This is a genomic window from Microbulbifer mixtoriginis (SeqCode) (genome assembly GCF_052467945.1).
Genome location: NZ_CP174328.1, coordinates 2782501 through 2795028, shown reverse-complemented (window position 1 = coordinate 2795028; position 12528 = coordinate 2782501). Strand labels below are relative to the sequence as shown.

Annotated in this window: 11 protein-coding genes; 10 read left to right on the top strand and 1 reads right to left on the bottom strand. The window is 51.9% G+C overall.

Going from position 1 to position 12528, the window contains the following annotated elements:
• Positions 1–5: 5 nt before the first annotated feature.
• On the top strand, positions 6–440 hold the full coding sequence (locus tag ACJJIJ_RS12285; protein ID WP_444937523.1) for a GNAT family N-acetyltransferase: 435 nt from the start codon (positions 6–8) through the stop codon (positions 438–440).
• Between the two features lie 302 nt (positions 441–742).
• Here ACJJIJ_RS12285 and ACJJIJ_RS12280 read toward each other — a convergent pair whose 3' ends face one another.
• A complete protein-coding gene (locus ACJJIJ_RS12280) occupies positions 743–2809 on the bottom strand; it encodes a glycoside hydrolase family 16 protein (protein WP_444937522.1) in 2067 nt (688 codons plus the stop codon).
• Between the two features lie 511 nt (positions 2810–3320).
• Between ACJJIJ_RS12280 and ACJJIJ_RS12275 the strand changes: the two genes are divergently transcribed.
• From ACJJIJ_RS12275 to alaS, 9 genes are all read left to right on the top strand, one after another.
• Positions 3321–3836 (top strand): CinA family protein, encoded by a 516-nt coding sequence (locus ACJJIJ_RS12275; protein WP_444923127.1) that lies wholly within the window; start codon positions 3321–3323, stop codon positions 3834–3836.
• A gap of 174 nt (positions 3837–4010) precedes the next feature.
• The gene (gene recA, locus ACJJIJ_RS12270) at positions 4011–5045 is read left to right on the top strand and encodes a recombinase RecA (RefSeq protein ID WP_252082775.1); all 1035 of its coding nucleotides are present in this window, start codon (positions 4011–4013) and stop codon (positions 5043–5045) included.
• The gene (locus tag ACJJIJ_RS12265; RefSeq protein WP_252082773.1) at positions 5046–5534 is read left to right on the top strand and encodes a regulatory protein RecX; all 489 of its coding nucleotides are present in this window, start codon (positions 5046–5048) and stop codon (positions 5532–5534) included. It begins immediately after the preceding gene.
• 97 nt (positions 5535–5631) lie between these two features.
• Positions 5632–7110: a glycerol kinase GlpK gene (gene glpK, locus ACJJIJ_RS12260; protein WP_444889700.1), complete on the top strand. Its 1479-nt coding sequence runs from the start codon at positions 5632–5634 to the stop codon at positions 7108–7110.
• A 47-nt stretch (positions 7111–7157) separates the two neighbouring features.
• Entirely contained in the window at positions 7158–8177 is a 1020-nt protein-coding gene (locus tag ACJJIJ_RS12255) for a class I fructose-bisphosphate aldolase (RefSeq protein WP_444937521.1), read from the top strand.
• Positions 8178–8223: 46 nt separating this feature from the next.
• Positions 8224–9060 carry an alpha/beta hydrolase gene (locus ACJJIJ_RS12250; protein WP_252082767.1) on the top strand — a complete coding sequence of 279 codons (837 nt, stop codon included), beginning with the start codon at positions 8224–8226 and terminating at the stop codon, positions 9058–9060.
• Positions 9061–9195: 135 nt separating this feature from the next.
• Positions 9196–9381, top strand: coding sequence for a Trm112 family protein (locus tag ACJJIJ_RS12245; RefSeq protein WP_152452364.1), 186 nt, complete (start codon positions 9196–9198; stop codon positions 9379–9381).
• 4 nt (positions 9382–9385) lie between these two features.
• Positions 9386–9733: a histidine triad nucleotide-binding protein gene (locus ACJJIJ_RS12240; protein ID WP_252082765.1), complete on the top strand. Its 348-nt coding sequence runs from the start codon at positions 9386–9388 to the stop codon at positions 9731–9733.
• 71 nt (positions 9734–9804) lie between these two features.
• Positions 9805–12417 (top strand): alanine--tRNA ligase, encoded by a 2613-nt coding sequence (alaS, locus tag ACJJIJ_RS12235; protein ID WP_444937520.1) that lies wholly within the window; start codon positions 9805–9807, stop codon positions 12415–12417.
• Positions 12418–12528 lie beyond the last annotated feature (111 nt).

Sequence of the window (12528 nt, the reverse complement as noted above, 5' to 3'; positions counted from 1 at the left end):
GATTTATGGGAGTTACGCAGCCTTCTTATAAGGTTCAATGGCTGGCAGATATTGAGATTCCGCTAGCCAACAAATTCTATCGCATACATGGATTTCGTGGCAAAGCCAAGCGACATGAAGATTGTGCAGTCGTGCGTAACGAGCGGGGTGAGGTGATCGGCTGTGGCTACCTACGTAGATATGAATCTTTTAAATTACTCGCAGGGGTTGCGGTGGCCCCTGAGTACCAGGGGCGAGGGGTCGCGCGTTTATTGCTAACACTCCTGGCTAAGAGGTTTGACAGGAATACCTATACCTTTCCCTATATCCACTTAGAGTCTTTTTATTTGTCGCTGGGCTTCGAGGTAGTAGAAGCCGAATTGCTGCCAGCCCCTGTAGCTGAACTGTATAGTATCTACCTGAATCAAGGGCGCTCCATATCGGCAATGGGTTATCGATAGCTGTTTTTTTGGTTTATATTTTTCTAAACGGTTGAATGCAGAGTATATATGCCCTTTTGTGCGAATTAATTGAAATTTTAGAATTTTCCTCACAATCAGATAATAAACTGGGCATCATCATTAAGATGCTGCCCAGGCCGTCCAGAAGGCGTTGATTTCTCAAATAGGTAATCTGTACGCTGTGCTCCGTTTGGTACAATTAATTTTTAGGTAGGGTAGTTGCAGTTTACACTGATTGAGTGTTGACTTTCGCGGGTACTTAATCCGTACAGGGACTGGATATTGTCCAGTGGCAGTCATCGTTATTCTCCAGCAGAGTCTAGACAGCGGTGTTGGTGACCTTCTAGTCGATAGTTACAGAGCTGATCATTGCTGAAGTCACTTAGGGGGCTGCAGGGCTTGCACTTTCTTTTAGGGTGCTCCTGTCGCCCGTGATGTGGATGGCACTTGTGGGGTGGGTGCTGACAGTGAGATCCAGAGGCTTCACTGGAAAAATAGATGTTATCGATCTCAATATTAGTGATATCTCCTTCTACACCTAATATTTCAAATAACTGAATCACGTTGGACATATCCACTTCATCGCTGAAGTCGCTGACTGGAATGGATATTTGATGCCATTGGCCGTCACGGACAAATTCATAGGGATTAGGGTTTTTGTTAAATTCGATCCACTTTTGTTCAACATTATTGATGCTGCCACTCTTCATGCCGACTTTAAAAGGGGTGTCACTGCTGGTTTTAAGGAAAAAATTTAGTGTGGCTCTATCGTTATCGTAAGCGGATAGGTCGTGGTAGCTGTTGGCGGTAAACGCCATGCCAAACCAGCCGGCTCCAGAGGATTGGTAGGAGAGGGACTTTTCGCCTTCGAATGGTGATTGAGAGACTTCCAGCAGGGTGTTTTCCCACACGAATAAATTGCCATCGCTACCCAGCTTAAAAGTCGAATCGGCTTCGAGCGTTTCACTGTATACGGAAAAAATGCCAGCGGGGATAGTCTTTGCCTCTCCCTCACTGAAGTAAATGTCATCAATGGCCAAGGTGAACCCCTCTGCAGGTGCGTCACCACGAACCATTATGGCCTGGCTAATGGTGTGGAAGTCCACAGTATATTTGCTTAGCGGAATACTGACCAAGTGCCATTGTCCATCGCGTTTTAACCCATAGTCTTCACCGCCATCGACTAAATCAACCCAACTATCGCTACCACTGCCAGTGCTGGCGATACCAATACCAATCGTTTCAGTGCTGCTGGTCTTGATACGTAAGTTTAAGTGACCATTTTGATAGTGCATCATATTTAGGTCGTAGTGCATCCAAAAACCCATGCCAAACCAATCGCCAGCGTCAATATTAAATTCCAAGGCCTCATTGTCATCAACACTTGCGGTGGATTCCATATTGTTCCAGATATAGAGTTCGGTATCGGTGTCAAGCTGCAAAGACTCAGAGATATCTTCACCGTCACCGTAGATGCTTAGGTTGCCGAATTTTGCCTTGTCTTCGGCCAGGGTGATTTCTGTGTTGTAGTTATTATCGTCGTTATCATAGATACGGATATAATCCACATACATTTTGGCGGGCATCGGTGCAGTGATTTCTTCATTGCTAAAAATCTGTGGGAAAATACCGCCCACAGCGAGGTTGAGTATCAGGAAGTGCTCTTGACGAAACTCATCAAACGCCGGGTCTTCACTGCCAATGCTGATAATTTCGTTGGCTTCATCGTCCACCCACATCGTAATACGGTCGGGTGTCCAAGTCATACCAAAGATATGGTAATCCTCGGTTAAATCCCTACTGTAGCCAAAATCTTTGATGAGGTTTTTATTTTGACCGTAATCCGCTTGTCCTGTGTATTCATCGGACTCGTGATGCCAGTGGAAGGCACTGGAAATCGTTGAATTGACACTGCCGCTTTCGAGCGCCTCGGCCATGCCGGCTTCGAGAATATCCAGTTCACCGCATGCGGGCCAGCCGACCTGCCCATAGTTATTACCGAGCTGCCAAAAAGCCGGCCAGAGACCGGCGTTAAGGTCAGGTAGCTTGATGCGGGCTTCAATCGTACCGTATCGATAAGAGAATCGGCCAATCGTTTTCAGGCGGGCAGATGTAAAACTGCCATCAGTATTGCGTTGTGCCTGAATAACCAGATTACCCTCTTCAATATAGGCGTTATTACTATTGTCCGTGTAATCTTGTAGTTCGTTATTGCCCCAGCCCCAGCTGCCTACATCGTAAGTCCAGACGGATTTATTAATACTGTTTCCATCAAAATTATCTTCCCAGATTAAAGTTTTTGCGTTGATTAATGGAGAAGCGCAGCTTCCCAGGATAGTCATAACCATCACTGATTGTTTTATTAGCATAGCTTTTTATTCTTTTTTGGCTATCAAAGGGGTATCGTTGATTTTTTTATCGACGAATAAAGCCTAACAAATAGCGGGTTATTCTTGGGTGAGTGCTTTCCCCCTTTATCGCGTGCTCAGTCCTGCTTATCGCACGAGGTTAGTACCATGCATTTTTCTTTGTCCTGTAGCTATATTTTCCGCACTTTTATAACCTATGAGGATGTTTATGTGTTGGGCGTGCCGGACTAGAAGAGCTACATCTTTTTTGTGGGTAGTTATGTCTTGATTAAAGGGAGGTAGTTTTTTGCATCTACAGAGGCTGTAGTACCGCTTCAGTAATTTTAAGGCTGGCAGGGTAATGTTATTTTCGTTTGCTGCTTGTAGGTCTATGGATGGCTATACGTCATTGCTTGGTGCAGCGGATGGCGGTCTTGTTAGTGGAGGTTGCGTTCAGTTGGCATAATATTAGGTGATGTGCGGGTTGCTCCTGGCGAGTGAGTACCTTGAGAAATGATACGTGGGTAGAAAAATGGCTGATCATGGCGAGATATTAAGTTTGGCACAGCAGCTTGGTGAGGAATTGATAACGCGCTGTTGGTTTGTAACCTCTGCGGAGTCCTGCACTGGTGGTGCGATTGCCGCGGCGATCACTTCTATTCCCAATGCGTCCAATTGGTTTGATGGTTCAGTCGTTAGTTATGCCAATCGCATCAAGCACAGTGTGTTAGGGGTGGATGCGAAGGACCTAAAACAGTTTGGTGCGGTCAGCGAGCCAGTTGCCCGGCAAATGGCTTGTGGAGTGCTGGCTATGATGGATGCCAACCTGTCCGTGGCGGTAAGCGGTATTGCTGGTCCCAGTGGCGGTACCGAAGAGAAACCAGTCGGTACTGTGTGGATTGCCTGGGCTCATGCGGAAGGGCAGGAACCGGTTCAGATTGATGCTCGGTGTTTCCACTTTAAAGGGGATCGGGCCACAGTTCAGGCACAAACGGTGCTGGAGGCTCTCAAAGGGATGCTGAAGATCTTGGAGGAACACCCTGTTTAAAGGTGATCTACCTGGTCAGTTTACTGGTGTGATAGCGGGGTTGTGCAGAATTGAGAGCGGTGTAACCGTGTTGGGAAGATTGGTACTGATTGCGCTGGAATTACTGGTTGCCTATACAGTAATCCTTCGATAAGCTTGCCCCACTCAACACAGCTCAGATATACGGGAACGGTCATGGATTCCAATAAAGACAAGGCATTGAAAGCGGCGCTGTCGCAGATCGAACGCCAGTTTGGCAAGGGCACAGTGATGCGTATGGGGGATAAGGAGCGCGAGCGTATCCCCGCAATCTCCACTGGCTCTCTCGGCCTGGATGTGGCGCTGGGGATAGGCGGCCTGCCCCGCGGCCGTATCGTTGAGATCTATGGCCCGGAATCCTCTGGTAAAACCACTCTGACCCTGCAAGTGATCGCCGAGGCCCAGCGCAAAGGCGGTACCTGTGCTTTCGTGGATGCAGAACACGCCCTAGATCCCATTTATGCCGAGAAGCTCGGTGTAAATGTTGATGAGTTGATCGTCTCCCAGCCAGATACCGGCGAGCAGGCCTTGGAAGTGGCAGATATGCTGGTGCGTTCCGGTGCTGTGGATGTATTGGTTGTGGACTCCGTTGCAGCCTTGACACCGCGCGCTGAAATTGAAGGAGAGATGGGAGATTCCCACGTAGGTTTGCAGGCTCGTCTGATGTCCCAGGCACTGCGTAAGTTGACCGGCAATATCAAGAACACCAATACCTTAGCGATCTTTATCAACCAGATTCGTATGAAGATCGGTGTAATGTTCGGCTCCCCGGAAACCACTACCGGTGGTAATGCTCTTAAGTTCTACTCCTCCGTGCGTTTGGATATCCGTCGCATCGGCTCGGTAAAAGATGGCGATGAAGTAGTGGGTAACGAGACCCGCGTGAAAGTGGTGAAGAACAAGGTGGCTCCGCCCTTTAAACAGACTGAATTTCAGATCATGTACGGCGAAGGCATCAATATGATTGGTGAGGTTGTCGACTACGGTGTGAAGCTGGGCTTGGTTGATAAGGCGGGCGCTTGGTATAGCTACAAGGGTGATAAGATTGGTCAGGGTAAGGCCAATGCTACCAAGTTCCTGCGTGATAACCCCGATATCCGCAATGAAATTGAGGCTCAGCTGCGCGCACAGCTGTTAGGCGATCTGGTTCCGGCCAGCCCTGAAGAGGCTGCCGAACTGCCCCAAGAGTAAGTGTCTTTTTCCTCTAAGGCGGCTTTCACCGCCGACCCCGCTCAAGCGCTTTTCGGCGCGGCGCTTGAGCTGCTTACCCGCCGCGAGCACTCCCGTTTGGAATTGAGGCGGAAGCTGGTGGGTAAGTTCCCCGATGCCGACTTCGATGCGCTATTCGCGCGCTTGCAAGAGCTCAACTACCAGTCTGATCAGCGCTTTGCCGAAGTTTTTGCCCGTTCTCGTGTTCAGCGTGGTCAGGGGCCCTTGCGTATCCGCCTGGAATTACAACAGCGCGGCATTTCCGCAGAGCTTTTATCCCAGGTCTTAGAGCAGTTAGAGGTGGACTGGTTTTCCCTGGCCCATGAGCAGCTACAGCGCAAATATCGCTCGTCAATTGATTTGGCGTTGCCGCGGGAACAGCAACTGAAGGAGCGCGCACGTCGCCAACGCTACCTGTCTTACCGCGGTTTCTCTTCAGATGCTATTAGCTGGGCGCTGGACGAAGAGTAATCACGCTTATACTCTCATGCTTGCTTGAGGCGCAAAGGTAATGCTTTCCCTCAGGCTTAGGGTAATGAGAGAAAGAATAATAAGCGCGAGAGACTTTATGATCCTGTCTATTGATCAGGGCACTACAGGCACCACGGCTTTCGTTTTTGATAGTAGCGGTACCCTGGTGGGGCGCAGTTACTCAGAGATCCCCAATTATTATCCAGAGCCTGGATGGGTCGAGCAGGATGCTGAGGAAATCTGGCAAGTCACCCAACGTGTCTGCACGGCTGCCCTGCAGCGTGCTGATGTTTATGCATCCGAAATCAAATCGGTTGGTATCACTAACCAAAGAGAGACAACGATCCTGTGGGATCGCCACACAGGCGAGCCAGTGCATAGGGCAATTGTCTGGCAGTGTCGGCGCTCAGCAAATATTTGTGCGCAGTTTGCCACAGAAGGAAAGTCCGAATGGCTGCGCGCACGCAGCGGACTACTATTGGACGCGTACTTTTCTGCCAGTAAGCTGCTGTGGCTATTTCGAGAGCAGCCGGATCTACAGGCCCGTGCTCGCAAGGGGGAGCTGTGTTTTGGCACGGTAGACAGCTGGTTGATCTGGAAGATGAGCGGTGCCCGCGCGCACATGACTGATCATACTAACGCCAGTCGCACCCTACTTTATAACTTGGAGGAGAAAAGCTGGGATCCAGAGTTGCTGGCTCTTTTTGAGTGCCCTGAGTCGATTCTGCCAGAAATCAGGTCGTCTGCCGGATATTTTGTCGATACGGATCCAGCAGCTTTTGCTGGCGTCAGTGCACCTATTTGTGGGGTGGCTGGAGATCAGCAGGCGGCGCTGTTTGGGCAAGGCTGTACGAACCCAGGAGATCTCAAAAATACCTATGGCACTGGCTGCTTTATGCTGGCCTATGCCGGCGAAAAACGCCCTGAACCGCCTCGCGGCCTGCTGGCCACAATCGCTTGTGACCCCCATGGATTACCAGGCTATGCGGTTGAGGGCTCAGTATTTACCGCGGGTTCAGCAATACAGTGGCTGCGTGATGAAATGGGATTGATTCAGCGGGCTGTCGATAGCGAGATTATTGCGCAGAGCATTCCCAATACCCGCGGAGTGTATTTAGTGCCGGCGTTTAGCGGCCTGGGTGCACCACACTGGGATTCATCGGCGCGGGGAACTTTGTGTGGCTTGAGCCGGGGTGCGGGGCGGGCTGAAGTGGTTCGCGCCACTCTTGAGTCCATCGCCTACCAGAGTGATGAGTTGGCGCGGCTTATGGAAGAGGCTCTAAAGGTTGATATCAGCCATATGCGTGTCGATGGCGGGGCAAGCGCGAACAATTTCTTGATGCAGTTTCAGGCCGACATTTCCGATCTGCGTGTAGAGCGCCCCAGACAGATTGAGTCCACGGCAATCGGCGCGGCGCTATTGGCGGGGATCGGCAGTGGTCTCTGGCATTTTCACCAGCTACCGGAGCGTCTGCTGGAGATTGAGCGCGATTTTCTGCCGGGAATGCCAGCAGAAAAAAGGGATTCCCTACTGACGGGTTGGAAGCGAGCAGTTGCAGCCTGCAAAGCATTCTAATTTAAGCGTCTATCCTTGACTGGGTTTTGGCACATGGAGGTGTTTTTATGACAGTTCACGATGAGTTAAAAGCAACGATAGATTCTCTGGTCGATGGTCGTCGGGGAATCCTGGCTGCAGATGAGAGCAGCGGAACTATCGCCAAGCGCTTTTCTGCTGTAGGGGTGGAATCAACCGAAACAAACCGCCGAGATTACCGTGCGGCCCTGCTGTCGAGTGAGGGGCTTGGGGACTTTATTTGTGGTGTCATTCTGTTTGAGGAAACGCTCGGTCAGAGTGATAGAGGTGGTACGCCTTTGCCTGAGGTGGCGGCGGCACAGGGGATTCTACCGGGTATTAAAGTTGATAAAGGCAAGGGGCCTCTTCCCGGCGCGGAGGGGGACATGATCACCTATGGGCTCGATGGCCTTATCGAACGCTTGCGGGAATATAAGGCGCAGGGAGCGCGATTTGCCAAGTGGCGGGAAGTGTATCCCGTGAGTGCTCACAACCCCACTGAGTTGGGGCTTACTGCTAACGCGGAAATGTTGGCTCGGTATGCCGCCGTTTGCCAGTCTGAGGGGGTGGTGCCCATTGTTGAGCCGGAAGTGCTAATGGACGGCAATCACAGTCTCGAACGCTCCGCGACTGTTAACGAGCGGGTTTGGCATAGCGTTTTCCATGCGCTGCATCACCATGGCGTCATTTTGGAATTAATGTTGCTCAAGCCGAGCATGGTCACTCCTGGAGCAGAGTTGCCTAGTGCGGAGCCGCAAGAAGTGGCTGAGTACACTTTGCGCAGCCTGCGTCGCAGTGTGCCTGCCGCAGTGCCCAGTATCAATTTTCTTTCTGGTGGACAGGGCCCGGAAGAGGCTACAGAAAACCTTAATGCCCTTAACCAGCTTAACAATGCTCCATGGCAGTTGAGTTTCTCCTATGGGAGGGCATTGCAACAGCCGGCGTTAGCGACTTGGCATGGCAAGCTGGAAAATATTGAAATGGCGCAGAGAGCCTTGGTTAAGCGAGCATGTATGAATCATCTGGCTATGTTGGGTAAGTATCGCGATAGCCTTGAGGGGGAGGGTTAGGGGTGACCAAAGCGCGACAAAACAATAAGGAAAGTGGGCTGCGACAATGGAATTTTTAACAAGAAACATCAGTTTGCATTACCGCCGCTGGTGGGTTGAAGGCGCGCGGGGAACTGTGGTGATTTCCCATGGGCTGGGTGAGCACAGCGGCCGTTACGTTAATTTAGCGGCACATCTTAATCGGGCAGGTTTCAGTGTGTATGCGCCGGACCATTATGGTCATGGTTTGTCCCAGGGGAAGAGGGGGCACATAGAGGATTTCTCGCTCTATAGCGAGGACCTCTATGAATTTATCTGCCTGGTCAAAAGTGGTAACCCCGGCACACGGCTGCATCTGTTAGGGCATAGTATGGGGGCAGTGGTCGCTTGTGGCAGTGCCGTTCGCTACGGGGCAGTAGATAGCCTCATCCTATCAGCACCGGGTTTCCGCGGGGCTAAGGAGCCTTCGGGACTCGAGTTGAGGCTGGTGCTGATACTGGCAAAGATGTTCCCAGGGCTAGTGCTTTCCAGCAGGATAGATAGCCAGTGGTTGAGTCGGGATTCTGCGGTAATTGAAGCTTACCGTGAGGATGAGCTAACGCATCGAGGGGTTTCACTGCGCTGGTTTGAGACATTTCTGCGCGAGCGGGAGTTTCTCTCCACTAATCTGGAGCGATTACTGGTGCCTTGCCTGATGTTACTGCCGGAATCCGATCGGCTGGTGGATGTTGGAGTGAGTCGTGAGTGGTTTGGGCGGATGGGCTCGGCCGGCAAAATGCTGCACTGCTTTCCCAAGGCTTATCACGAGCTTTTTAATGAGGTCGAAGAGGGGCGTTTAGCACGTGATCTGCTGCTTGGTCATTTAAAATCCTACGAACCGCAGGCGGGGTCTGTCGTCTCTTGATAAAAACAAGGGGCAGACAACCATGCTGGTTGTAACCCTTGGCGAATGCCGTGAAAAACCCTATGAAGCATTGTATGATACGCGGTCATTTTTGCCCCCTGCTTGTTACGCCAGGGGGAAATAGTGGGGTGGAACATGGATAAGAAGTTACTGAGCCTGTTAGTGTGTCCGGTAAGCAAGGCGCCGCTTGAGTACCGTGAGGAGACCCAGGAGCTGGTGTGTAAAGCTAGCGGTCTGGCCTATCCAATAAAAGACGGCATCCCGGTGATGCTGGAATCCGAGGCGCGTCAGCTGACTGCTGAGGAAAAGCTGGAAAAATAAACCAATGGGTGAACCCAGCGTTTTCAGTCGAATTATCTCGGGCGAAATAGCGAACGAGAAAATCTACGAGGACGATCTTTGTATCGTTATTGAGGATCGGGCGCCACAAGCCCCGACCCATCTCCTCATTATCCCGCGTAAACCCCTGGTTAACTTGTTTGACGCCAATAGCGATGACAAGGCTCTGCTCGGCCATTTGATGTGGGTGGCCGCTGAACTTGGCAGAAAGCTGGGATTAGAGGGATTTCGACTTGTCGTCAACAATGGTCGAAGCGCGGGGCAGACCGTATTTCACCTGCATGTCCATCTACTGGCTCAACAAACCATGCCCGAGCAGGGGCTTGCACAGTAGCGGGACAGACGAGACACCGCGTCACCGGTGTCATTCAATAACTCTCAACTAACGAAGTGGAATTACGCCGGATGAAAAGCGCACAGATTCGCGACGCCTTTCTGAATTACTTTGCCGAACAGGGCCACACTGTGGTGCCGTCAAGCTCCTTGATTCCGGGCAATGACCCGACCCTGCTATTCACCAACGCCGGCATGGTGCAGTTTAAGGACACCTTCCTCGGTCAGGAAAAGCGTCCCTACAACCGGGCCACTAGTTCGCAGCGCTGCGTGCGTGCTGGGGGTAAGCATAATGACCTGGAAAATGTAGGTTATACCGCGCGCCACCACACATTCTTCGAGATGCTGGGTAATTTCAGCTTCGGTGATTACTTTAAGCGCGATGCCATCCGTTTTGCCTGGGACTTCCTCACCAAGGTGCTGAACTTGCCAGAAGAGCGCCTGTGGGTAACCGTGCATATCAGCGATGATGAAGCAGCCGATATTTGGCAAAAGGAAGTTGGGGTGAGCCCTGAGCGCTTCTCCCGTCTTGATGAGGATAATTTCTGGCAAATGGGTGATACCGGCCCCTGTGGTCCCAGTTCAGAAATTTTCTTTGACCACGGCGAAGATGTACCCGGTGGCCCTCCTGGTTCCGACAACGACGATCTCGATCGCTATATCGAGATTTGGAACCTGGTATTTATGCAGTACGAGCGCACGGCGGACGGCGAGCTGCACCCGCTGCCTAAACCCTCTGTCGATACCGGGATGGGGCTGGAGCGTATCGCCGCTGTTATGCAGGGCGTGCACTCAAATTATGAAATTGACCTGTTCCAGGCGTTGTTACGAGCAGCCAGTAGCATTGTTGGTTGCGATAACCTAGAGGAAAAGTCTCTGCGTGTGATCGCTGATCATATTCGCTCTTGCTCCTTCTTGATTGCCGATGGTGTTATGCCTTCCAATGAAGGTCGTGGTTTTGTACTGCGTCGTATTATTCGCCGGGCAGTGCGTCATGGGCACAAGTTGGGCCACAAAGAAGTCTTCTTCTTTAAGTTAGTGAGCGCTCTAGTAGAGCAGATGGGAGAGGCCTATCCAGAATTGCGTGAGAAGCAGTCGCTGATTGAGCAGGCACTGCGCAAAGAGGAGGAGCAATTCGCCAAGACCTTGGATAAAGGTATGGCTTTGCTTGAGAGTGCATTGAGCACTCTCGAGGGGAGTGAGGTGCCGGGTGAGTTGGTATTCACCTTACACGATACCTACGGTTTTCCTACAGATCTAACCCAGGACATCGCCCGCGAGCGCGGCCTATCTCTGGATATGGCGGGTTATGAAGCCGCCATGGAAGCTCAACGTGAGCGGGCCCGTGCCGCCGGTAAATTTAAGCAGGATTATACCGAAGCTTTGGATCTGCAAGGTGCCACGGAGTTCCTTGGATACGAAACCACCGAAGCAGAAGGCACAGTAACCGCGATTCTCAAAGACGGAGATCAGGTTGAGCGTCTGGAGAATGGGGAAGAAGGCGTGGTAATCCTCGATCGTACGCCATTTTACGCTGAGTCAGGTGGTCAGGTTGGCGATAGCGGTTATCTAAAGGCCGCATCGGGCCGTTTTGAGGTGCGTGATTGCACCAAGCAGGGCAGTCATCATTTACATACCGGCAAGCTGCTGCAGGGAACAGTAGTTGTTGGTGAGCGGCTCACTGCTGAGGTGTCAGCGGATGTGCGCCAGGCAACGGCATTGAATCACTCTGCGACTCACTTGCTACACGCCGCTCTGCGCAAAGTGCTTGGCGAGCACGTAACCCAGAAGGGCTCATTGGTGGATTCCGAGCGTTTGCGTTTTGACTTCTCCCACCCGGAAGCGGTCACCGCCAAGCAATTGCACGCGATCGAATCCCTGGTGAACACGCAGATTCGCGCGAACACACCGGTTGATACCTGCGAGACAGACATTGAGTCAGCCAAAGAAATGGGTGCCATGGCACTGTTCGGTGAAAAGTATGGCGATACAGTGCGCGTTCTCTCTATGGGCGCTGTAGAGGGCAGGACTTTTTCTGTAGAGCTGTGTGGTGGCACTCACGTGAAACGCACGGGGGATATTGGTCTTTTGCGTATTGTCAGCGAGAGTGGCATCGCCTCCGGCCAGCGACGTATTGAGGCGGTCACCGGTGCGCATGCGCTGTCACAATTTGACCGCGCTGAGCAGCGGCTGGAGCATGTTGCGGCTCTCCTCAAGGCGCGCCCGGACACTCTTGCAGATAAGGTAGAGCAGTTACTGCTCAATAACCGCAAGTTGGAAAAGGAAGTTGCGCAACTCAAGACTAAGCTGGCTAGTGGTGCTGGTGGAGACCTCAGTGCCCAGGCAATAGAGATTGCGGGCTTTAAACTGTTGGCCACATCAATCGACGGCGCCGACCCTAAATCTTTGCGTGACCTGGCTGACCAAATGAAGAGCAAATTAGGCAGCGGAGTTGTATTGCTGGCGGCGCCGGGAGAGGAAAAGGTTGCCCTGGTTGCGGCAGTGACTAAAGACCTCACCGACCGCTTATCGGCGGGAGACTTGATGCGTTTTGCTGCTGGCAAGATTGGCGGCAAGGGCGGTGGTCGCAGCGATATGGCGCAGGGGGGGGGCACCGACGCTTCGGCTCTGCCAGGTATGCTGCAAGAAGTGCCTGTATGGGTAGAGAACGCCCTAAAAAGCTGATTTCGGTCAATTTGGCGCCATAAATAGCGTGTGAAGTTGATTTCGCCGAAGTTTGGTGATTAAGTGCGCGCCTGCACGATTTCGGGTGGTGCGCGGACTTGGCCTGGAGCT